Annotated in this window: 19 protein-coding genes and 1 tRNA gene; 15 read left to right on the forward strand and 5 right to left on the reverse strand. The window is 64.7% G+C overall.

Translation table 11 applies throughout. From position 1 onward, the window contains the following. Position 1: 1 nt before the first annotated feature. Positions 2-1033 (reverse strand): dehydrogenase, encoded by a 1032-nt coding sequence (locus AC1DJW_RS12140; RefSeq protein ID WP_476901512.1) that lies wholly within the window; start codon positions 1031-1033, stop codon positions 2-4. 149 nt (positions 1034-1182) lie between these two features. Between AC1DJW_RS12140 and AC1DJW_RS12145 the strand changes: the two genes are divergently transcribed. Further along, a tRNA-Ser gene (locus tag AC1DJW_RS12145) sits at positions 1183-1272 on the forward strand. A 90-nt stretch (positions 1273-1362) separates the two neighbouring features. Here AC1DJW_RS12145 and AC1DJW_RS12150 read toward each other — a convergent pair. Further along, positions 1363-2202 carry a DUF998 domain-containing protein gene (locus tag AC1DJW_RS12150; RefSeq protein ID WP_476901513.1) on the reverse strand — a complete coding sequence of 280 codons (840 nt, stop codon included), beginning with the start codon at positions 2200-2202 and terminating at the stop codon, positions 1363-1365. A 273-nt stretch (positions 2203-2475) separates the two neighbouring features. On the opposite strand from AC1DJW_RS12150, the gene AC1DJW_RS12155 reads away from it, so the two are divergent. Then, the gene (locus AC1DJW_RS12155) at positions 2476-3033 is read left to right on the forward strand and encodes a dihydrofolate reductase family protein (protein ID WP_476901514.1); all 558 of its coding nucleotides are present in this window, start codon (positions 2476-2478) and stop codon (positions 3031-3033) included. Positions 3034-3052: 19 nt separating this feature from the next. On the opposite strand, the gene AC1DJW_RS12160 is transcribed toward AC1DJW_RS12155, so the two are convergent. Beyond that, positions 3053-3376 (reverse strand): hypothetical protein, encoded by a 324-nt coding sequence (locus AC1DJW_RS12160; protein WP_476901515.1) that lies wholly within the window; start codon positions 3374-3376, stop codon positions 3053-3055. 320 nt (positions 3377-3696) lie between these two features. On the opposite strand from AC1DJW_RS12160, the gene AC1DJW_RS12165 reads away from it, so the two are divergent. The 3 genes from AC1DJW_RS12165 (at position 3697) to AC1DJW_RS12175 (ending at position 8178) form a co-directional block, all read left to right on the forward strand. Next, complete coding sequence (locus AC1DJW_RS12165; protein WP_476901516.1) at positions 3697-4824, forward strand: acyltransferase family protein; 1128 nt, start codon at positions 3697-3699, stop codon at positions 4822-4824. 221 nt (positions 4825-5045) lie between these two features. Then, positions 5046-7499 carry a glycoside hydrolase family 32 protein gene (locus tag AC1DJW_RS12170; protein WP_476901517.1) on the forward strand — a complete coding sequence of 818 codons (2454 nt, stop codon included), beginning with the start codon at positions 5046-5048 and terminating at the stop codon, positions 7497-7499. A gap of 136 nt (positions 7500-7635) precedes the next feature. Next, entirely contained in the window at positions 7636-8178 is a 543-nt protein-coding gene (locus AC1DJW_RS12175) for a DUF2087 domain-containing protein (protein ID WP_476901518.1), read from the forward strand. Here the strand turns inward: AC1DJW_RS12175 and AC1DJW_RS12180 are convergent. Beyond that, complete coding sequence (locus AC1DJW_RS12180; RefSeq protein WP_476901519.1) at positions 8175-8969, reverse strand: carbon-nitrogen hydrolase family protein; 795 nt, start codon at positions 8967-8969, stop codon at positions 8175-8177. The genes AC1DJW_RS12175 and AC1DJW_RS12180 overlap by 4 nt on opposite strands. A 32-nt stretch (positions 8970-9001) precedes the next feature. On the opposite strand from AC1DJW_RS12180, the gene AC1DJW_RS12185 reads away from it, so the two are divergent. Continuing rightward, positions 9002-9658 (forward strand): GntR family transcriptional regulator, encoded by a 657-nt coding sequence (locus AC1DJW_RS12185; protein WP_284753157.1) that lies wholly within the window; start codon positions 9002-9004, stop codon positions 9656-9658. 58 nt (positions 9659-9716) lie between these two features. On the opposite strand, the gene AC1DJW_RS12190 is transcribed toward AC1DJW_RS12185, so the two are convergent. Beyond that, positions 9717-11108, reverse strand: a complete 1392-nt coding sequence (locus AC1DJW_RS12190) for an MFS transporter (RefSeq protein ID WP_390281260.1) — start codon at positions 11106-11108, stop codon at positions 9717-9719. A 147-nt stretch (positions 11109-11255) separates the two neighbouring features. Here AC1DJW_RS12190 and AC1DJW_RS12195 point away from each other — a divergent pair, with 147 nt between their 5' ends. The 9 genes from AC1DJW_RS12195 (at position 11256) to AC1DJW_RS12235 (ending at position 20987) form a co-directional block, all read left to right on the forward strand. Beyond that, a complete protein-coding gene (locus AC1DJW_RS12195; protein ID WP_284753155.1) occupies positions 11256-11942 on the forward strand; it encodes a DUF2848 domain-containing protein in 687 nt (228 codons plus the stop codon). A gap of 114 nt (positions 11943-12056) precedes the next feature. Next, positions 12057-13097: a GTP 3',8-cyclase MoaA gene (gene moaA / locus AC1DJW_RS12200; protein ID WP_476901520.1), complete on the forward strand. Its 1041-nt coding sequence runs from the start codon at positions 12057-12059 to the stop codon at positions 13095-13097. A 42-nt stretch (positions 13098-13139) separates the two neighbouring features. Further along, positions 13140-14036 (forward strand): AAA family ATPase, encoded by an 897-nt coding sequence (locus AC1DJW_RS12205; protein WP_284988719.1) that lies wholly within the window; start codon positions 13140-13142, stop codon positions 14034-14036. 4 nt (positions 14037-14040) lie between these two features. Then, the gene (locus AC1DJW_RS12210) at positions 14041-15156 is read left to right on the forward strand and encodes a vWA domain-containing protein (protein ID WP_476901521.1); all 1116 of its coding nucleotides are present in this window, start codon (positions 14041-14043) and stop codon (positions 15154-15156) included. Continuing rightward, complete coding sequence (locus AC1DJW_RS12215) at positions 15149-16315, forward strand: XdhC family protein (protein ID WP_476901522.1); 1167 nt, start codon at positions 15149-15151, stop codon at positions 16313-16315. Before AC1DJW_RS12210 ends, AC1DJW_RS12215 begins: the two co-directional genes overlap by 8 nt. Positions 16316-16406: 91 nt before the next feature. Continuing rightward, positions 16407-16955 (forward strand): (2Fe-2S)-binding protein, encoded by a 549-nt coding sequence (locus AC1DJW_RS12220; RefSeq protein WP_476901523.1) that lies wholly within the window; start codon positions 16407-16409, stop codon positions 16953-16955. After that, positions 16952-19321, forward strand: a complete 2370-nt coding sequence (locus AC1DJW_RS12225) for a xanthine dehydrogenase family protein molybdopterin-binding subunit (protein WP_476901524.1) — start codon at positions 16952-16954, stop codon at positions 19319-19321. Before AC1DJW_RS12220 ends, AC1DJW_RS12225 begins: the two co-directional genes overlap by 4 nt. Next, positions 19318-20172, forward strand: a complete 855-nt coding sequence (locus AC1DJW_RS12230) for an FAD binding domain-containing protein (RefSeq protein WP_476901525.1) — start codon at positions 19318-19320, stop codon at positions 20170-20172. The genes AC1DJW_RS12225 and AC1DJW_RS12230 overlap by 4 nt, the downstream gene beginning before the upstream one ends. 23 nt (positions 20173-20195) lie before the next feature. After that, positions 20196-20987 (forward strand): SRPBCC family protein, encoded by a 792-nt coding sequence (locus AC1DJW_RS12235; protein ID WP_476901526.1) that lies wholly within the window; start codon positions 20196-20198, stop codon positions 20985-20987. Positions 20988-21176 lie beyond the last annotated feature (189 nt).

The raw sequence follows: 21176 nt of genomic DNA on the forward strand, positions 1-21176 counted from the left end.
GTTAGGCCTTCCTGTCTTTGGGGTAGGCAATGATGTGGCAAAGGTCGTCCAGTTCCCCGTTTTCCAGGCCGTCGAAGACGCCGGGGAGCTCCTCGAACTGCGACTCTCCCGTCAGGAAAGCGTCGAAGACAGGGTCCCGCAGGAGGGACACTGCCAGCTCCAGCCGCTCGCTTGAAGTGCGGCGGTGCCTGCGCGAACGTGCCACCACTCCCACCTGGCTCGCACGGATGGAGAGGCGCCGGGCGTGGAAGTCCTCCCCCAGCGGGAGGGAAACAGCCCGGTTCCCGTACCAGGACATCTCGATGATCTCGCCCTCGTCCCCCACTAACTGCAGGCTGCGGGCCAGTCCTTCATCCGTCGCCGAGCAGTGGAACACGATGTCGCAATCCTGCTGCGCGTCGTCCGGATGCACGAACTCCACGCCCAGGGATTCCACGAACCCGCGCTTTCCCGGATCCGTCTCCACCAGTTGCAGGCGTTCCAGCGGAAAGCCGCGGAGGAGCGCTGCGGTCATGCCGCCCACGAGTCCGGCGCCGACGACGGCGATCCTGTCACCGAGGCGGGGGCCGGCCTCCCACAGGGCATTCAGGGCGATCTCCACGATGCCGGTGAGCACAGCCCGGCGGGCCGGCACGCCGTCGGGGATTCGCGTAAGTGAGGTGAGCGGGACGACGTAGCGGTCCTGATGCGGGTGCAGGCAGAAGACGCTCTGGCCGATCCAGTCTTCGGGGCCCTCTTCAACGACGCCGACCGACAGATAACCGAACTTGACCGGCGCGGGAAAATCCCCGGTTTGATGGGGTGCCCGCATCTTCTTCGCAATCCGCGGAGGCACGTGCGCTTCATGGACCACGAGCTCTGTGCCCCTGCTGATTCCCGAGTACAAGGCACGGACCAGAACCTCACCCTGGGCCGGCGCCGGAAGGTCTTCGCTCCGGAGCTCACCTTGGCAGGGGCCCACGGTCCAGTAGGCCAGGGCCGTCTGTCGGTGCGTTTGTGCTCGCTGGGGTGCCGGCTGCTGCGGGAGAGTCATGGTGCTTGCGAATCTAGCCCTGCGGCTGCGATTGCGGAAGGGACGGCACTTAGGAGGGCTGTGCTTGGGAAGGCCGGGCCGTCGTCCGCGGCCGGCCAGGCGGGGCCGTTTTGGGGAACAGGCCTCCACTCCGGTACCCTATTTCAGTTGGTGACGTGTCCGAGCGGCCGAAGGTGCAACACTCGAAATGTTGTTTGGTGTAAAAGCCAACGTGGGTTCAAATCCCACCGTCACCGCCAAATGAAAACCCCTGGTTAGCCAGGGGTTTTCTGCATTCTCGGGGCGTGGTGGTGCAAATTTGGTGCGGGTTCCCGCAGCATGGTCGACTGCTAAATCTCGAGTACGGTCGCATGACGCCGCCTGAACGGTGCGACAAGCCGCCCGGCCTGGCGAGGCCCCCATAGCGGCCTTGTGGCTGGTCGCGGCTGAAGGTGGCCAACGCGCTCATGATGGGCCGCGGAGCTGACCATGAAGCCAAGGATGGCCAGGCCAGCAATGAACGCGTAGATGACGCCACGCTCAAAAATGCCTGAGAATTCTGTTTTACCGCCGGTGAGCAGCATCAACAATCCCGATACGCCAGCGACGATGGCCAGTCCGAAAAACCAAAGGCTTGCGTCGGTCCGCCTGAACCAGAGCACGCCGATCGAGACGAGCGTTACGAAGATGCCCAACGACAGAATGACGACGGCGGGGTCGTGGATGCCAATAGTGTGGCCTGCATTTGGATAGTCTTCGGGGAAGACGCCGATGGCGAAAATAGCCAGCCCGGTAACGGCGAGCGACCAACGAATGATGGTTGTCGTTGCTTTGGCAAAACCGGTGGGCTGCATTCGAATCTTGCCGTCAGTTTTGTCCCGGCGTAACGCCTTGTACGCGTCATCAAGGTCGCCGGCATGTGCTGCAATCCAGAGCACCGGTGAAGTGATGAGACAGGCCGCTACCACGACGTTCACGCCGATGAAGATAAGAGCCAGATCCATCGCAGCGAAGGACGGAGAACACACGTAGCGGGCAGGGTTGCCGATGTCGTCGCAATGTACCGCGCCGAGGTCGCTGACGTAGTTCGATGCGTAGCTGTAGGTTCCATTGCCTTTCCACCCAAGCTGAACGACCCACTCAAATACGATGAAGCTAAGCATCGCTTTTGCCGCCCATGATCCGATCATGTGCCGAGTATCCGACGTCCTTGGACGCCGCCCCAAACACCAGCCGCCGAGTAGCTCGATCCAGCTGTTCACCTTGTTCATAGCAAGGATTAAGGCGCTCGACTGGACAAAATACTAGAGGTTCCGCTACTCGAATGGAGACCTGCGCATCCTTGCACGGAATTGAGTAGAGGAGAGCCCGCCGTGCTACCCGTTAACTAGTCCAGCGAATACCCTCCGTGGCAAGGCGGTGATAGTTGAGGCGTCGTTAAGTGGGCGGCCTAGAATCATCGTATGGGTCTCCAAACGTTCAGCATCAACGTCACCCTGGATGGTTGCGTTGACCACCAGGAAGGCATCGCCGACGACGAGACGCACGCCTACTTCACCCGCCTCATGGACGAGGGGGGCGCAATGCTCTGGGGCCGCACCACCTACGAGATGATGGAGAGCTACTGGCCAGCGGTCGCCCGCGGCGACGAGGACGCGCCGCCTGCGATGCGCGAGTGGGCGCTCAAGCTGGAGGCCAAGCCGAAGTACGTTGTGTCGTCGACGCGAAGCGACTTCCCGTGGACCAACAGCCACCACGTCGTCGGCGCCCTGCGCACGGCGGTGCAGGATCTCAAGGATGCGACTCCCGGCGGGGTGCTCGTCGGCAGCGGCAAACTTGCGACAGGGCTGGACCAACTGAATCTGATTGACGAGTACAAGTTCCTTGTTCATCCCAGGATTGCCGGCCACGGTCCCACCCTGTACCAGGGCGGACTGCCTAGCACCCGACGCCTCGACCTGATCGCGGCGCAGCCGCTCAGCAACGGCGCGGTCGCCTTGCACTATCGACGGGCTGATTGAGGGTGGCTGTCGCGCGCGACTAGGGTGTTACGTTGAACGATTTCTCTGGGACAGCACAGGAAGCGCGCTGCAAAGTGGCGTTGCCGCTCACGCGGTTGTTGTGTCCCGTGTCATCACACCAGTCGATGTTGTGAGGCATGGCGACTACCTTTGCCTCTCCTGGGGCGGCACCTTTCGGGAGGACAAACGTGAAAGTGAAGCCGCCCTTGTCACTCATTGGCGCCGTCTTGTCGACGAGTTTGATACCAGCAGCGTCCGTAACTTTGAGTTCGACGAGAGCATTGGCACCGTAGCGCGGATTGCACTGGGCGTCGGGGGCGCTGATGGTTAGCTCGTCACCCACCTTTGCGACCTCGGGATTTACGGAAAATTTTGGAGGCAAGCAAGGCGGTTGGCCTTGAGGTGATGCACATCCCGACGCCGCACCTAGAGTCAGGACTGCACAAACCACGCCCAGCCCAAAGGTCCGGGATGGGCGTCCCCTAAGCGAAAGCCTTGACAGTTCCCCCATCTACTCATTGTTTCGCACGAGAACCGGGACGAAGGTAAAGTTGCTTGACCTCCTCAGATCTACTCGTGTAGATTCAGTCAAGAATGTTAGCCAGGTCACACTCAAGAAGATCACCCGAACAGTCCTGGGCATGAAATAGAAATGACCAGCCCATGAAGACCCCAACGACAGCCGTGGACCGTCCGGGCCTGGCCATACTCGGCACCCGCACCCTGGGTCGCGCACTGGGCTCCGGACGAAACTCGCTGAACGCCGTGCGCTTGGTCTTCGCAGCAGCCGTGATCGTCTCCCACTCCTGGTGGCTAGGCGGCTACGGCCCGGAACCCTCGCTTTACGGGATCAAGCTTGGCACCGCAGGCGTCATGGGCTTCTTCGCCATCTCCGGCTATCTCATTACCGTCAGCGCAGAACGCTCGGACACAGTGCTGGAGTACGCCGCAGCCCGACTCGCCCGCATCTATCCTGCCCTCGTGGTCGCCGCGCTTGCTGTTGCCTTCGTGGCCGCACCGCTTGGCGCCCTCCTGACGCACGGGACCTACGACCCGCGCGGAGCGTTGACCTTCCTCGGCGCGGCCCTGGCACTCAGCATCGGCGTTATGGACACACCCGCCATCGGGACGTCCCTCTGGGGCAACAACGACCGCTTTGACTGGAACGGCCCCCTATGGACTCTCACCTGGGAGGGGTTCTGCTACGTCATCATCGCCGTGATCGTGTTCCTGCTCCGTAGGATTCCGGAGAGCAGGCGAGGCACGGCCACTGCAATATTCCTGCTTTTTGCCGCATCCACGGGAGCGGTCTTCGGAAAGCTCCTCGCAGGCGGCTTCGGGCCGAACCGCACCGAGTTCGTCCTCCCGTTGCTCGCGATCTTCATGGCGGGATCCCTCCTTGCCACCCAGAGGCACAGAGTCCGCGTCGGTGCGGCGCCAGGCATTCTCGCCGCACTCGCCGTCTGGGGCGCCCTCGCCACGGGCTACGGTACAGCCCTCGCCCCACTGCCGTTTGCGTATCTCATCCTGTCGATCGGTTCAATCGGCAGCGCGTCCGCCATCGGGTCCCGCTACGACATCTCCTACGGGATCTACATCTACGGATGGCCGATCCAACAGCTCCTCGCCGCAGCCCACGTGCCATCACATTTTCCCGTGCTCGGGTTTGCTGCGCTCGCTCTCATGGCGTCCTGGCCCCTCGGTTTCCTGAGCTGCGTGGCGGTCGAACAACCAGCCCAGCGGATCCGGCGCGCCCTCATGAGCCGCCTCACCGCCCGTGTGGCCAACTAAAATAATCCGCTTAAACGCTTGATCACAAACTCATCACCAGTTACTCTTTCCGTGATTAAGCGTTTAATCAGAAATCCTTAGCTCCACCACAAGCTCCCCCGCCTGCTCAACAACGCCGTGTGCAGAGGCTCGATGCAGAGCTATCGGCGATCGAGTAGTCCTCACCGAGACCCGGAGATTTTATGGCCCGCTCAGCAAGGAGGCTGTCGAAGAGGGCGAGCATGCTCGCCCTCTTCGCCGCACTCACGATGTTTTTCACGACCACCATAGTTACCGGGGACATCCCCGGCGCAGGAGCCGTCGGCAGTGCGACCGCACCGCCAATGCGGGCCGTGTACCACATGACCCCGCCGTCAGGATGGCTGAGCGACCCTCAGCGGCCCATCTATCTCAACGGCAAGTACAACCTGTATTACCTTCACAGCAACCAGGACAACGGCCCCGGCGGGTGGCGACACGCGACGTCGTCGGACACTGTGGTGTTCAACGACCAAGGCGACGCCCTCCCCCTCCAAAGCAATTTCCCCGTCTGGACCGGCTCCTCAGTGGTCGACACCAACAACACCGCGGGCTTCGGCGCGGGCGCCGTCGTCGCGCTCGCCACGCAGCCCACTGACGGTGACCCGTTCCAGCAGTCGCAATACCTCTGGTACTCGACCGACGGCGGGACAACCTTCACGCAGTACGGCGCGCCGGTCATCGCCAACCCGGACGCCTCGGATTGGTTCCGCGACCCGAAGATCGTTTGGGACGCAGCGCACTCGAATTGGGTAGCCGCGATCGGCCGTCAGCAGAAAATCACGTTCTACACCTCGCCGGACATCAAGACCTGGACGCACCAAACTGACTTCAGCTACACCACCCCGAACATCGGCGGTGTTGAGTGCCCGGACATCTTCCAAATGAAGGCCAACGACGGCAGCTGGCATTGGATCATGGCCGGGAGCATGCAGGGCGACTATAGCGGCAAGCCGGACACCTACGCGTACTGGACCGGAACGTGGAACGGCTCGGCGTTCGTCGCGGACCAGACGGACCCGCAGTGGCTCGACTGGGGCTCGGACTGGTACGCCTCGGTGACCTGGCCGGACGCCGCGAATCCCGATACCTCCCGTTACGCGATCGGCTGGATGAACAACTGGCACTACGCGCCGCACACCGTACCGACGGACTCCACGGACAACTACAACGGCCAGATGTCCGTGGTGCGCCAGCTCAGCCTCAAGTCCGAGGGCAGCGGTGTCTACAGCCTCCTATCCCAGCCGACCCCGAATCTTGCCAACTACGCCACTAAAACCGTGAAGCCCGCCAACGCCACGGTCAACGGACGGACAACCCTCGACTACCACGGCTCCGCCTACGAGCTCGATGCGGACGTCAGCTGGACCACCCTCAACAACGTCGGTATCTCCGTCGGTGAGAACAAGGACGGCAGCCGGCATACGAACATCGGCGTCTACGGGGGCAACCTCTACGTCGATCGCTCCGCGCAGGACCAAGTGCCGTATTCCTTCGGCACGTACCAGCAGTCCCAGGCGCCGCTCGCCTCGGGCACGACCTCCGTGCACCTCCGGATTCTCGTGGACCACGGCAGCGTGGAGGTCTTCGCCGACGACGGCCGGATCGCACTCTCGAACCAGGACTTCTTCACGTCGTCGGACACCGGGATCTCCCTCTACACGATCGGCGGCAGCGCAAACTTCGCCAACCTCTCGATCACGGAATTCGCCAACATCACCGAACAGGCGAACCCCGCGGCGCCGTACGCAGACTTCGAGGGCAGCACCTATGGTTCATGGACGACGGCGGGAGCGGCCTTCGGTTCCGGGCCCGCCAGCGGGGCTCTCCCCAACCAACAGCCCGTCACGGGCTACCTCGGGAACAAGCTCGTCAACAGTTTCAACGGCGGCGACGCGTCGACCGGAACGCTGACCTCGCCGTCGTTCACCATCGGCCACTCGTACGTCAACTTCCTCGAGGGAGGCGGGAACAACCCACGGCCGTCGGACGTCTTTGCCGACTTCGAGGGCGCGACGTGGGGTGCCGGCTGGACGGCGTCAGGCAGTTACGCCGGCCAAGGCCCGACGGCGGAATCCCTCCCCAACCAGCTCGGCTCCAAGGTCCTCGACACGTACGTCGGAGGAGGTGATGGGGCCACGGGCGCGATCACATCGCCGACGTTCACGATCACGCGGGACTACATCGACTTCCTCATCGCGGGAGGAAACCACCCCTGGGGCCAGTCGGGTGCCGCTGCGGTGAACCTCCTCGTCAACGGGCAGGTAGTCCGTACGGCAACGGGCCAGAACTCATCGACGATGTCGAACGTGAACTGGGACGTCCACACGCTCGTGGGGCAGAAGGCCCAAATCCAGGTCATCGACCACGCAAGCGGATCCTGGGGCCACATCATGGTGGACCAGATCGTGTTCAGCAGCGTGCCGAACGCGGTTGGCGGTGAACCGGACAATCAGACCACGGTGAATCTTGTGGTCAACGGGCAAGTGGTCCGCACCGCGACGGGCCAGAACAGCGAACGCCTCGCCTGGACGTCGTGGAACGTCTCCGATCTGATTGGTCAGAGCGCACAGCTTCAGGTGGTCGATAACGGCACGGGAAGCTGGGGCCATGTCCTGCTGGACCAAGTCATCTTCGAAGACATCCCGGCCGCCTGAGTCGAACGTGGCCTGTCCGTCCTGACCTTCTTTGCCGCGCGAAAGCCCTGAAATGACACGACTCGCCGTGTCGTAAGCGCTTTCCGAAACGAAAGAAGGTCAGGACGGGGCGCCCATTTGTGCCTATGCTGGGCCCATGGGGAGCGACTCATCGACGACGCCGGATGCGCGGCGCCTCCTCGCGGCGCTGGCAAACGCGCAAGCCCGGAAAGTCTTCGCTGAGATCAGCGTTGGCGGAACCCCGGGCAGCTCGCTCTCGCCGGCAAAACTCGAACGGGCGCTCACGCTCCTGAACCAGGCGGGGCTGGTCGAAACGGTCGAGACCGAAGGCAGTGTCCGCTACCGCATCCGCGAGCATGCCTTCCGGGACGCGCTGGCGAGCCTCTCGTCGGCGCCCAGCCCCTCCGGCGTCGAGCGCTTCTTGACCGCGGACGGGCGTATCGATCGCTATCCCGCGCGGGAAGCAGACCGACTCAAGCTTCTCGATTGGGTGGCCACACGCGTCCTGGACAGCGGTGAGCGGGTGGCGGAACGAGAGCTCAACGAACGTATCGCCCGGTTCACTGGAGACGTGCCAATGCTCAGGCGGTACCTGGTGGACTCCGGTTTCGTGAGCCGAACGTCCGACGGCTCGGCCTACTGGCTGGCCCTCAAAGAAGACGGCGACGGCGGCCGCTAAAGATCCCGGGCATTCGCCAGGACCGGAAGCTTGCCCCGGACTTCTTCCACAACAGACGGATCGATGTCGACGACGGCGAGTTCAGGCATTTCCCCGAGGGCCACCATCACGGCACCCAGTGGCGAGATCACGGCACTGCGCCCTATTCCCGTGGGCGCGGTGCCGGTGGTGGGCAGGCCGACACTGGCCGGGTTGCCTTGGCCGCACGCCACCACGAAGGTGGTGCTGTCCACTGCGCGGGCCCGCACCAGCAAGTCCCACTGCCCGGCTTTGCCTTCTCCGGCGCCCCACGAGGCGCAGACAATGTTGACCTGCGCTCCTGCCCGGGCGTTCGCTGTGAAGAGGGCGGGAAAGCGCACGTCGTAGCAGGTGGAAAGGCCAAACACGGTGCCGTTGAGTTCGAAGGTTACGGGGGACGTCCCGGCGTCGACCGAATCGGATTCCGCGAAGCCGAAGGCGTCGAAGAGGTGGATCTTGTCGTAGGACGTGTCCACCCCTGGGCCGGTGACCAAAAGGGTGTTCCGGACCCGACCGCCCGCGCCGGGAGTGAACATTCCCACCACGACGGCGATGTTCAGCTCCCGCGCAAGGCCGCGGACCGCTTCGGCCCATGGTCCGTCCAGCGGTTCGGCGATATCGGCCAGGCTATTGCCGAAGGCGCGCATCGCTGCTTCGGGAAAGACCACGAGTTCGGCTCCGGCGGCTTTGGCGCGGGTGGCGTATTCTCGGATCAGTTCCAGGTTGGCGGCCACATCGGCTCCCGTGATGATTTGTGCCACGGCTAAACGCATGAATTTACTCCAGATTGTTGTATACATGATGTATGCGAAAAAGTTCGGGGACTGCGGCGTCCGGCCGCGAGAAGGCGTACGCGTACCTGCGTGAAAATATCCTGATCGACCCCGAGGTCCAGGGGAAGTTCCTGAACGAGCAGGAACTGGCCGCGGAAATCGGCGTATCGCGAACGCCGGTGCGTGAGGCGCTCCTGCTGCTCGTCTCGGACGGCTTGGTTGAACTGATTCCCCAACGCGGAGCTTACGTTCCTCCGGTGACCGGCCGGGAAATGTCCGAATTGATGGAGCTGCGCGGGATCCTTGAAAGCCACGCCGCCCAGCTGGTCATCGAGCAAGGCCGGGTTCCCGCCCGGACGATGCAGGAAACCCTTGACCAGCAGGCGAAGCTTCCCGAGGAACTGAGCCCGGAAGCGGCCCGCGAGTTTATCCGCCTGGACACCCTGTTCCACCAGCAGCTCATCGACGCGGCGGGCAACGAGCTCATCTCCCGGACGTACAGCAAGCTCCACGTCCGGCAGATTCTGGTAGGCGTCTCCGCGCTGTTCCGTACCGGAGGCCGGCGCGAGCAGGTGTGCGCCGAGCACCAGGACATTCTCGACGCCCTGATGTCCGGCGACGCGGCGAAGGCCCAGAAGGCCATCGACCATCACCTCGCGGTGACCCGGGACATCCTGCTCCGCACCTGAGGAATCTTCTGCCCGCCCAGCGCAGCTTGTCAGGATTTTCGAAGGCATGACGTGAGAGTCAGCGCGTTTCCGCGACGGTGGACTGTCGGCTTGCCGCCGCAGATCCTTCCAGCAGCAGGCGATAGTCCTCGTCCTCCACGGTGTTGGAGTCCCGGCCGAGCGCCAACCCCACTGCGGTGACGACGGCGGCCACGGCCACATAGATGGCAACCGGAATCCAGGTGCCGAACTGGGACAGCAGCAGCGTGAACATCAAGGGTGCGATGGCGCCCCCGATCACGCCGGCGAAGGTGTAAGCCAGCGAACTCCCGGTGGACCGAAGTCGCGGAGAGAACTGTTCCACGATGAAGGCGGCCTGCGGTCCGTACATGAAGGAGTGCGCCATGAGTCCCAGGACAATTCCCGCGATCAGCAGCGGCTCGCTGTGCCCGCCCAGGATTCCGAAGAAGACGAAAGTCCAGGCGGCTCCCACCACTGCCGCGATGCCGTAGACGAGGCGCCGGTTGAAGCGATCGGATACGGCACCGGCCAGCGGGATCATGAACAGCTGGAACGCGGAGCCGATCAACACGGCGGTGAGGACCTGGCTGCGGTCGTAGCCGAGGACCTGGATGCCGTAGCTCAGGGTGAAGACGGTAAACAGGGCATACAGCACGTCCGGGCCAACCCGGCACAGCGTGGCAGCGACGAGCGGCCGGAGTTCCTTGCTGAAAACTTCGCGGACAGGGGCGTTGGGCTGTTCACCATGGGCCTCAATGGCCTTGAAGATCGGGGTATCTTCAAGCTTCAGCCGAATCCAGAGACCGAAGCCCACCAGCACGGCCGAGACCAGGAAGGCGATGCGCCAGCCGAAGCTGATGAACTGCGCTTCGCTGAGCGTAACGGTCAGGACGGCCAAGATGCCGTTGGCCATGAGGTTGCCGGCCGGCGGTCCGACTTGGGCCGCGGAGGCCCAGAAGCCACGCCGATGGGGATCGCCGTATTCGCTGGAGAGCAGCACTGCCCCGCCCCATTCGCCGCCGACGCCCACGCCTTGGGCGAAGCGCAGCAACACCAGGATGATCGGGGCCGAGATGCCGATGCTGCCGTAGCCAGGCAGCACCCCGATCAGCACAGTGGCGACGCCGATGATCATCAGCGTCGTCACGAGGACCTTCTTGCGGCCGATGCGGTCACCGAGCCGGCCGAAAATGATGCCGCCCACAGGACGGGAGACATAGCCCACCGCGTAGGTGGAGAACGCCAGGATGGTCCCGGTCAAGGGATCCGATGACGGGAAAAAGACGATGGGGAATACGACGGCGGCCGCGGCGGAGTAGACGGCAAAGTCGTACCACTCGAGCGCGGTGCCGGTGAGGCTTGCCGCAAAGGCCTTGTACAGGCCTTTGGGATGCATCGGCTTTCCGGGACGCGGCGCTGCGCCGGAAGCCGGAACTGGAACGTTGGCCATGGGTTTCCTCCACGAGAAGTTTACGGTGACGCCTGCCACACTGGCGTTAAATGTATACATTACGCATACTGGATGTACATTGGCGACTGTTTCCGGTTTCCGATTTGAAAAATTTCTCCAGCAGGACACGCAAAGGATGGACAGAAAATGACGACTCTGAGCTTTGAACTTCCCGATGGCACCAAGCGGAATGTCCAGGTCAAGCACCTCCTGAACGCCGGCTACGCAGGGCGCGAACAGGAAGAAGTGCAGGCCCACATCGCCGAGCTGGCCGAACTTGGCGTTCCCGGCCCCGCAACCACGCCAGCGCTGTACCCGGTGTCCCCGTACCTGGCCCAACAGGTCTCGGAAGTCCGTGTCCAGCACGGCCGGACCTCGGGCGAAGCCGAATGGGCGCTCGTAATCACCGATGAGGACGTGCTCTTGACCGTGGCGTGCGACCATACGGATCGCGAACTCGAAGTCCACGGCGTGGCTTGGAGCAAGAACGCCAGCCCGGACGTGTTGGGACGCAAAGCATGGCGCCTGGATGATGTTCGCGACCATTTGGACAAGATCACCCTCAAGGGCTGGGTGGGTGACGGCGAAACTCCGGACACCCTGATCCAGGACAGTTCGCTGGAGGCGCTCCTCAGCCCGGACTACTGGCTGGCGGTGCTCGCAGAACGCGGCCTGAACCAGCCGGGCACCGTCCTCATTTCAGGCACAGTGGCAATGAAACAGGGGGTCGACCAGTTTGCCCGCAGCTGGAAGGTGGAAATGACCGATCCGGTGACCGGCACGTCGGTGGACGCCCAGTATGTTGTGGAGAAGATGGCAGAGCCCATCGGCTGAGTCCGGCTCCGCCGCCGTTCGCCCGACCGCGGTCCATTGTGGGCGCTCGGGACCGGGCATACTCTGGGAGAGGCACAAGCGGTTGGCACTACTACCGCATTGAGAGGGCGCTGCATGGACGCCAATTCCATCACCGACACCTTCCACCGGCCCTTGCGGGACCTGCGGATTTCCGTCACGGACCGATGCAATTTCCGCTGCGTCTACTGCATGCCCAAGGAGATCTTCGGCAGGGATTTCGTTTTCATGCCCCGGGACCAGCTGCTGACGTTTGAGGAAATCACCCGGCTGGCGTCGATCGCGGTTGGACACGGTGTGCGGAAGATCCGGCTGACCGGCGGGGAACCCCTGTTGCGGAAGGACATCGAGGAGCTGGTCCGGATGCTGGCCCGGTTGCGCACTCCCGACGGGCTGGCGCCGGACCTGGCCATGACCACGAACGGCTCGGTCCTGGCGCAGAAGGCGCAAGCGCTCAAGGATGCGGGGCTTGACCGGGTGACGGTCTCGCTGGACTCCCTCCGGGAGGAGACCTTCCAGGCCATGAACGACGTCGGCTATCCCGTGGCGAAGGTCCTGCACGCCGCGGACGTTGCCCAGGCCGCGGGACTTGGGCCGGTGAAGATCAACATGGTGGTCAAGCGGGGGACCAACGACCAGGACATTCTTCCCATGGCCAGCCATTTCAAGGGATCCGGGTTCATTCTGCGGTTTATCGAGTACATGGACGTGGGAGCATCCAACGGCTGGAAAATGGATGAAGTGGTGCCCTCAGCCGAGATCCTGGCCCGCATTGGCGCCGTGTTCCCTCTGGAGCCCGTAGCCCCCAACTACCCCGGCGAGACCTCGGATCGCTGGCGCTACGCGGACGGAAGCGGCGAAATCGGAGTCATTTCGAGCGTGACCCAAGCCTTTTGCCGCGGCTGCACCCGGGCCCGGCTCTCGGCCGACGGGAAGCTGTTCACGTGCCTCTTTGCCACGGCCGGCACGGACCTGAGGGCACTCCTGAGAGGCGGAGCGTCCGACGTCGAACTTTCGACGGCGTTGTCCGCCCTGTGGGGCGGCCGCGCGGACCGCTACTCGGAACTGCGCAGTTCGCACACGCCTCAAGACCCCGCAGCGGCACACAAGATCGAGATGTCATACATCGGCGGGTAGCCCACCAGACCGGAGCCCTGCCGGTGACCCTATGCTGGTGCCATGACGCAGACGTCGATCAGCTCCGCCACAGCGCTGGCCGAAATGCTGGCCGCCACCGGCTACCTCGCCGACGATGGCCTGGCCACCATTGGCTACCTCGCCCTGAGCATGGAACGGCCGCTGCTTCTGGAGGGCGAACCGGGCACGGGCAAGACCTCCCTCGCGGAGGCCCTGGCGGAAGGGTTCGGGCTGCCGCTGATCCGATTGCAGTGCTATGAGGGAATCGATGCCTCGCAGGCGTTGTATGACTGGGACTTCACCGCCCAGATCCTGCATCTGCGCAGTGTGGAGGCCAGCGGCGGAGCGGGAATGGACGCGCGGCTGAGCGTGGCCGAACTGGAAAGTTCGCTTTACGACAAACGGTTCCTGCTCGCGCGTCCCATCCTCAAAGCGCTGCAGCAAAGCCCGGCGGTGCTGCTGATCGACGAAATCGACCGGGCCGACGACGAGTTCGAGGCGTTCCTGCTGGAGGTGCTCTCCACCTACCAGGTCTCCATCCCAGAGTTCGGCACGGTCAAAGCCGAAACCCCGCCGATCGTGGTGCTCACCTCCAACCGGACCCGCGACCTGCACGATGCGCTCAAACGCCGGTGCCTCTACCACTGGATCGACCACCCCGGGCTGGCTCGCGAAGTGGAGATTGTGCGCACCCGGCTCCCCCAAGTGCCCGCGCTCCTGGCCGAGCAGGTGGTGCGCGCGGTCCAGCAGATCCGGGTCACCGACGACGTACTGAAGCCTCCCGGCGTCGCCGAGACCCTGGACTGGGCCCGCGCGCTGCACCAGCTCGGCCGGGCCGAGCTTGACCTGGCTTCGGCTGCGGCCAGCATCGGCGCGCTGTGCAAGTACCGCGAGGACACCGAGCGCGTATCGGCTGCCCTGGCCCGGATGCTCGGCTGAGCCCATGCCAACGGCAGGACAAAGCCCCGAACACAGCGCCGAAGAGATCCTCCTTGCCTTCGCTGCAGCCGTGCGTGCGGCCGGCGTAAAAGTGACCGCGGACCGCTCGCTCAGCTTCGTCGACGCCGTCGGCAGGCTCAGGTTGGACCGCCGTTCGGACGTGTTCTGGGCCGGCCGCGCGACGCTATGCGCCTCGCCCGAGGACTTGCCCGCCTTCCAGCGGACGTTTGAGGCCTGGTTTGCCGTGGAACACTCCGCCGCCCAACGCCTGGAAAACTCAGCGACGTCAGTCAGCGCTGCCACTTTGGATGACGACGACGGCGGGCCGGAAGGTAGGCGGGAACAGTTGCGGGCGCTCGCCAGCCGCCGGGAGCTGCTGCGGCACCGCGACGTAGCCGTCCTGGACGACGCGGAACGCGCGCTGCTGCACCGGATGCTCGAGGAGTTGCCGGTGCGCTTGCCCACCCGGCAGACCCGGCGCAGGCACCTCGACCGGCACGGCGACGTGGACCGCGTCCGGACCCTGCGCGACCAGTTGCGCCGCGGCGGGGAACCGGGGCCCCTTCGCCGCGCCCGGGCCCCGCGCAAAACCCGCCGGATGGTCTGGTTGATCGACGTTTCAGGTTCGATGGCACCTTACGCGGACAGCCTGCTTCGTTTGGCCCACCGGGTAGTCGAAGCCGCTCCGCGCCAGGTGGAGGTGTTCACGATCGGCACCCGTCTGACCCGCGTGACAAGTGCGCTTCGTGTCCCTGATCCCGAAAATGCCTTGGCCCTCGCCGGCCGCACCGTCCCGGACTGGTCCGGAGGAACCCGGCTTGGAGAGGTGCTGCGGGCTTTCAACGACCGCTGGGGCCAGCGCGTGATGGTGCGCGGCGCCGTCGTCGTGATTGCCAGCGACGGCTGGGAGCGGGGCGACCCCGCGCTGCTGGGACGCCAGGCCGAGCGGCTGCACCATCTGGCGAGGCGGATCATTTGGTCCAACCCGCACCGCGGCAAAGCGGGGTACGAGCCCCTGCAACGGGGAATCAGGGCAGTGCTGCCGCACGTTGACTTCTTTATAGGGGGGCACTCAATGCAGAGTTTCGAGGAGTTGTTGGACGTGGTTGCCAATGCGTGAGGTCTTGGACGATCTGGTTGCTGCCATGGCGGCCGGCCACACAGTAGGACTCGGCACGGTGGTGCGCACCTTCCGCTCCGCACCGCGGCCGGCCGGCGCCGCCATGATGGTCGACGCCGACGGCAGTGCGGTGGGCTCGGTATCCGGCGGGTGCGTCGAAGGAGCGCTCTACGAACTGGCCACCAAGGTGGTCGAGTCCGGCAAACCGGTGCTGCAGCGCTACGGGATCAGTGACGACGCCGCGTTCGAGGTCGGCCTCACCTGCGGCGGGATCCTGGACATTTTTGTGGAGCCGGTCTCCACTGAGAACTTCCCGGAACTGGCCCAGGTAGCGGACGACGTCGGTGCAGGCCGTCCGGTTGCCATCGTAACCGTGATCGAACACCCCGATCCCGCGTGGCTGGGCCGCCACCTGGTGGTCCGCCCGGAGGGGTTCGTGGGTTCCCTCGGCAGCGAGCGTGCCGACCATGCGGTATCCGACGACGTCCAGGGCCTGCTGGCCGCAGGCCGCAACACGACCCTCATGTACGGACCGGACGGGCAGCGGCGCGGGGAAGGCATGCGCGTTTTCGCCCTCAGTTTCGCCCCGCAGCCGCGGATGCTGGTGTTCGGCGCGATCGACTTCGCCGCCGCCGTCGCCAAGCAAGGCACCTTCCTGGGCTACCGGGTCACGGTCTGCGACGCACGTGCGGTTTTCGCTACGGCTGCGCGGTTCCCGCAAGCCGACGAGGTAGTGGTGGAATGGCCGCACCGCTACCTGCAGGCGCAGATCAGTGCCGGCCAAGTGGATGAACGCACCGTGATCTGCGTGCTGACGCATGATCCGAAATTCGACGTGCCGCTGCTGGAGTTGGCACTGCGCCACAACGTGGCCTATGTGGGGGCGATGGGATCCCGGCGCACGCACCACGACCGATTGGAACGGCTGCGTGAAGCAGGCCTGAGCGAGGCCGAATTGGCGAAGCTCTCCAGCCCGATCGGCCTGGACCTCGGGTCCCGCACGCCCGAGGAAACAGCAGTCTCCATCGCCGCCGAAATCATTGCCTTGCACTGGGGTGGCGGCGGCGGAAGATTGAGCACCATGGAGGCCCGGATCCACCACGAACCCACCGTTGAAGCGGACCACGGGGGTGCGGGGTACGAACTCAAGCCGGGCTAGGGCGCTAGCCTTCTCCGAGGAGTAACCTGTGTCACATCAGGACTGGATGCCGGGCGGTCGTGCCCGTCGTCCAACGCGACAGGAGATCCCAATGGCGAGTTCCAAGACGATCACCGTCGAAGTCGATGATGTGAGCTACACAGAGGACGTCGAGCCACGATTGCTGCTGGTCCAATACCTGCGCGAACGGCTCGGCAAGACCGGCACATTGATCGGCTGCGACACTACCAACTGCGGCGCCTGCACCGTCCATCTGGACGGAGTCAGCGTCAAATCCTGCACCATGTTCGCGGTTCAGGCAGACGGCCACAGCGTCACCACCATCGAAGGCCTCGCCCGGGACGGCAAGCTCGCCCCGCTGCAGCAAGCCTTCCACCAATGCCATGCGCTGCAATGCGGCTTCTGCACGCCCGGCATGATCATGCAATCGGCATCCCTCCTCACCGAAAACCCGCACCCCACCGAGCAGGAAATCCGGGACGGCCTTGAGGGAAACCTTTGCCGGTGCACCGGGTACCAGAACATAGTTGCCGCGGTGCAGGCCGCCGCTGACGGAACCGCTTCTTCTGACGGAGCCGTTTCTTCCGACGGCACGGTCTCCGCGGACCGCGACGAAACAGAAACGGCAGGTGTGGCATGACCATCGCCGAAGTCGGCAGGCCCCGCCTCCGCAAGGAAGATGCCCACCTCATCACCGGACGCTCCAGGTACACCGACAACATGACGTTGCCCGGCATGCTCCATTTGGCCATGGTCCGCAGTCCGTTCGCCCACGCGAAGATCACCTCGATCGATACCTCCGCGGCAAAGTCCTCACCCGGCGTCGTCGCCGTGCTTACCGGAGCCGATGTGGCCGCGGAACAGGGCAGCCTGCCCAATGTCTGGCCGGTCACCACCGAGCAGAAGGCACCAGCGTTCCCATCCATCGCCGTCGACGAGGTCGCCTTTGCCGGCGAAGTAGTTGCCTGCATCGTTGCCCGGAGCGCCGCAGCGGCGCGGGACGCCGTCGAACTCGTGGACGTCAGTTACGACGAACTGCCGGTGGTCCTGGATCTGGAGGAAGCGTTCACCGACAAGGTGCTGGCCCACTCCAACTTGGACTCCAATCTCTCGGCGACCTGGGTGTTTGACTCGGGCGAAGCCGGCACCGGCAAGCCGATCGCCGAGGCATTGGCGAACGCCGAAGTCCTCATCGAACGCACCTTTTACCAGCAGCGCCTTATCCCGGCCTTCATGGAACCGCGCTCGATCGTGGTTGACCCGACGAGTGAGCAAATCACCATGTGGTCGTCCACGCAGATACCCCATATCCTGCGGCTGATCCTGGCATTGACCCTCGGCCTCCCGGAAAGCAAGCTCCGTGTGATCGCCCCCGACGTGGGCGGCGGTTTTGGCGGAAAGCTGACGGTGATCCCCGAGGAGTTCATCACCCTCATGGCAGCCCGGCGGGTCGGCAAGCCCTGCAAATACACCGAAACCCGCAGCGAGTCCCTGCAGTCCGGCCATCACGGCCGGGCCCAAGTGCAGAAGGTGAAGCTCGCCGCCACGAAGGACGGGATCGTCACCGGGCTGGACATTCAACTGCTGGCCGACATGGGAGCCTACCTGGGCATTATCGGCTCGGGCATCCCGATCCTGGGCGCGTTCATGTACAACGCCATCTACAAGTTCCCTGCCTACCGCCTGGAATGCAGCAACGTCTTCACCAACAAGGCGTGGACGGGCGCTTACCGCGGCGCGGGCCGACCGGAAGCAACCTTCGCTATCGAGCGCTTGATGGATGAGCTCGCCGTCGAGCTGGGCATGGATCCCCTGGAACTGCGGAAGAAGAACTGGATCAACCACGAGGAGTTCCCCTTCACCACTGTCACGGGACTCGAATACGACAGCGGCAACTACGAGGCGGCCACGGCGAAGGCCCTGGAGCTCTTTGGCTACGACGAACTCCGGGCAGAGCAGGCCAAGCGCCGCGAGGCGAACGATCCTGTCCAACTCGGCATCGGCATCTCCACGTTCACCGAAATGTGCGGCTTGGCTCCATCCCGGGTGCTCGGCGCGCTGAGTTACGCCGCTGGCGGCTGGGAGCACGCCCAGGTGAGGGTGCTCCCCACTGGCAACATCGAAGTGGTCACCGGCACTTCCCCGCACGGCCAGGGCCACGAAACCGCGTGGAGCCAGCTTGTGGCGGACAAGCTCGGCGTGCCGTTCGAAAATGTCGAGGTGCTGCATGGCGATACCCAGATCTCCCAGCGGGGCCTGGACACCTACGGCTCCCGCTCGCTGGCGGTCGGCGGCATGGCGGTGCTCGGCGCGGCGGATAAGGTGATCGAGAAGGCCAAGGTCCTGGCGGCGCACATGATGGAGGCCAGCGAAGAGGACATCGAGTTCACGGACGGCAAGTTCAGCGTCAAGGGCACCGACCAGTCCACGGCGTTCGGTGAAGTCGCTTTCGCCGCCTTCTCGGCGCACAACCTGCCGGACGGGTTTGAGCCCAATCTGGACTCGGATGCCACCTTCGACCCGCAGAGCTTCTCCTTCCCGCACGGCACCCATCTGGCCGCCATGGAAGTGGACACCGAGACGGGGCAAGTCACCATCCGCAAGTATGTTTGCGTGGACGACGTCGGGGTGGTGGTCAATCCGCTGATTGTGGAGGGCCAGGTCCACGGCGGCCTGGCGCAGGGAATCGCCCAGGCTCTCTATGAGGAGGCCGTTCACGACGACGCCGGGACCTTGGTCACGGGCTCGTTTGTGGACTACTTAGTACCGAGCGCGCCGGATCTGCCGCATTTCACGACGGCGCGCACCGAGACGCCTTCGACCACCAACCAACTGGGGGCCAAGGGAGTCGGCGAGGCGGGAACCATCGCCTCAACGCCCGCCATTGTCAACGGTGTGCTGGACGCGGTGCGGCACCTTGGCGTGAAGGACATCAAGATGCCCTGTACGCCGGCGCGTGTGTGGGCCGCCCTTGAAGAAGCCAAGACCACCGGAGGTGTGCAATGATTCCGAGCGCATTCGATTACGCCGCCCCGGCCACGGTGGCGGAGGCGTTGGGCTTGTTGGCCGACGCCGGCGACGACGTGAAGCTGCTGGCCGGGGGCCAAAGCCTGATCCCCGTGATGAAACTGCGCCTGGCCGACCCTGCGATGGTGGTCGACTTGGGCCGGATAGGCGAGCTGTCCGGGGTCCGCGACGACGGCGACGCGCTGCTGATCGGAGCCATGACAACGCACCACCAGATCGTCACCGACCCGCTTATTGCCGAGCACGTGCCGTTGCTGGCGATGGCCGCGGCGACGGTCGCGGATCCCCAGGTCCGTCACCGCGGCACGTTCGGCGGCGCCCTGGTGCACGCCGACCCGGCGGGCGACATGCCCGCGCCGGTGCTGGCCGCGGACGCGACGTTCATCCTGGCAGGTCCGGACGGGGAACGCCGGGTGGCAGCGGCGGACTTCTTCCAGGGGTACTTCACCACCGCCGTCGATGACGGCGAGATCCTCACCCATATTCGGGTGCCGAAGTACACCGGGTGGGGTGCACGCTACGAGAAATTCACGAGGGTGGCCCAGCAATGGTCCATCGTCGCCGTGGCCGCGCTGGTCCGGGTGGAAGGGGGCACGATCGCCGAGGCTAGGATCGGCCTGACAAACATGGCCAGCACGCCCTTGCGGGCCACCGCCGTCGAGCAGGCACTCGTGGGCGCCGCCGCGACCCGGGAAGCGATCGCCTCCGCGAGCGCGCACGCCGCCGAGGGGACCGATCCCGCGAGCGATCTCAACGGGGATGCGGCCTACCGCCGTCACTTGGCCGAGGTCCTCACCAAGCGGGCCGTCATCGCGGCCGCCGGACTCTAGCGGAACACGGACGGGAGGAAGACGTGGAACTCAAACATCACTTCGTGGTTCCCAGTTCGCTGGAGGACACCTGGCATTCCTTCAACCAGCTGGAAGACATCGCGCCCTGTTTCCCCGGGGCGACACTCACGTCCGTGAGCGGCGAGGAATTCACCGGGACGGTCAAGGTCAAGCTCGGGCCGATCGCCATGATCTACACCGGCACCGGTGAATTCCTCGAACGCAACCAGGAGACGCACACGGTAGTCATTTCGGCCACGGGCAAGGACAAACGCGGCAACGGAACGGCGGGTGCCACTGTGACGGCAGTGCTGACGCCCGACGGCGACGGCACCTCCGTGGACGTGACCACCGACATGAACGTCACCGGGAAACCGGCCCAATTCGGCCGGGGCGTCATCCAGGACATCTCGGACAAGTTGCTGGAACAGTTTGTCCAGTGCGTGATCGGGAAGGCGGGCCGCGGGGCTGAGAAGGATACTGAGCCCGACGCCGGCGGCTCGGCAGCGTCTGCAGGGTCCGGAACGGATGGGGAGGCGGAGCCCGGGGAGCCCGCGGCTGGAGCAGCCGCCGGGCCCGCCGCCGCCGTGCCCGCTGCGGGTCCCGCAGCGCCGGTGGCCGGGCCTCCGGCGGCTCCTGTGCCGGCGGCGGCGGCTGCACCTGCACCGCCTTCCGCGCCGTTCGCGCCGTCGTCGGAATTGGACCTGGGCTCTGCCGTGTGGCCGGTGCTCGTCCGACGTTTCGGCCCCGTGCTTTGCGCCGCCGCTGTCGTGGTCCTGGTGGCTTGGCTGCTTCGGCGACGCGGAAGGGGCTGAACGCGCCATTTAGTCTGCGTTGATGCCGGGTTCGGGTGGCGCGGCGTGCTTGCCGCGCACCTCACGGCGTCGATATCATCAGGGTGGGTTATGCAGCCGGCCCTCGGAACTCTTTTCCATGGAGTGACCCATGACCCGCCGGACCCCCACCTCTTCCAAGTCTTCTTGCGCCGCCACTCCCAAGCTTGG

This window comes from Arthrobacter sp. 05L417, assembly GCF_056397865.1.

What these genes read in the sequence shown, in the direction of transcription:
- AC1DJW_RS12140 (WP_476901512.1), bottom strand. Translation starts at nt 1,033, where the DNA reads ATGACTCTCCCGCAGCAGCCGGCACCCCAGCGAGCACAAACGCACCGA.
- AC1DJW_RS12150 (WP_476901513.1), bottom strand. Translation starts at nt 2,202, where the DNA reads ATGATCGGATCATGGGCGGCAAAAGCGATGCTTAGCTTCATCGTATTT.
- AC1DJW_RS12155 (WP_476901514.1), top strand. Translation starts at nt 2,476, where the DNA reads ATGGGTCTCCAAACGTTCAGCATCAACGTCACCCTGGATGGTTGCGTT.
- AC1DJW_RS12165 (WP_476901516.1), top strand. Translation starts at nt 3,697, where the DNA reads ATGAAGACCCCAACGACAGCCGTGGACCGTCCGGGCCTGGCCATACTC.
- AC1DJW_RS12170 (WP_476901517.1), top strand. Translation starts at nt 5,046, where the DNA reads ATGCTCGCCCTCTTCGCCGCACTCACGATGTTTTTCACGACCACCATA.
- AC1DJW_RS12175 (WP_476901518.1), top strand. Translation starts at nt 7,636, where the DNA reads ATGGGGAGCGACTCATCGACGACGCCGGATGCGCGGCGCCTCCTCGCG.
- AC1DJW_RS12180 (WP_476901519.1), bottom strand. Translation starts at nt 8,969, where the DNA reads ATGCGTTTAGCCGTGGCACAAATCATCACGGGAGCCGATGTGGCCGCC.
- AC1DJW_RS12185 (WP_284753157.1), top strand. Translation starts at nt 9,002, where the DNA reads ATGCGAAAAAGTTCGGGGACTGCGGCGTCCGGCCGCGAGAAGGCGTAC.
- AC1DJW_RS12190 (WP_390281260.1), bottom strand. Translation starts at nt 11,108, where the DNA reads ATGGCCAACGTTCCAGTTCCGGCTTCCGGCGCAGCGCCGCGTCCCGGA.
- AC1DJW_RS12195 (WP_284753155.1), top strand. Translation starts at nt 11,256, where the DNA reads ATGACGACTCTGAGCTTTGAACTTCCCGATGGCACCAAGCGGAATGTC.
- moaA (WP_476901520.1), top strand. Translation starts at nt 12,057, where the DNA reads ATGGACGCCAATTCCATCACCGACACCTTCCACCGGCCCTTGCGGGAC.
- AC1DJW_RS12205 (WP_284988719.1), top strand. Translation starts at nt 13,140, where the DNA reads ATGACGCAGACGTCGATCAGCTCCGCCACAGCGCTGGCCGAAATGCTG.
- AC1DJW_RS12210 (WP_476901521.1), top strand. Translation starts at nt 14,041, where the DNA reads ATGCCAACGGCAGGACAAAGCCCCGAACACAGCGCCGAAGAGATCCTC.
- AC1DJW_RS12215 (WP_476901522.1), top strand. Translation starts at nt 15,149, where the DNA reads ATGCGTGAGGTCTTGGACGATCTGGTTGCTGCCATGGCGGCCGGCCAC.
- AC1DJW_RS12220 (WP_476901523.1), top strand. Translation starts at nt 16,407, where the DNA reads ATGGCGAGTTCCAAGACGATCACCGTCGAAGTCGATGATGTGAGCTAC.
- AC1DJW_RS12225 (WP_476901524.1), top strand. Translation starts at nt 16,952, where the DNA reads ATGACCATCGCCGAAGTCGGCAGGCCCCGCCTCCGCAAGGAAGATGCC.
- AC1DJW_RS12230 (WP_476901525.1), top strand. Translation starts at nt 19,318, where the DNA reads ATGATTCCGAGCGCATTCGATTACGCCGCCCCGGCCACGGTGGCGGAG.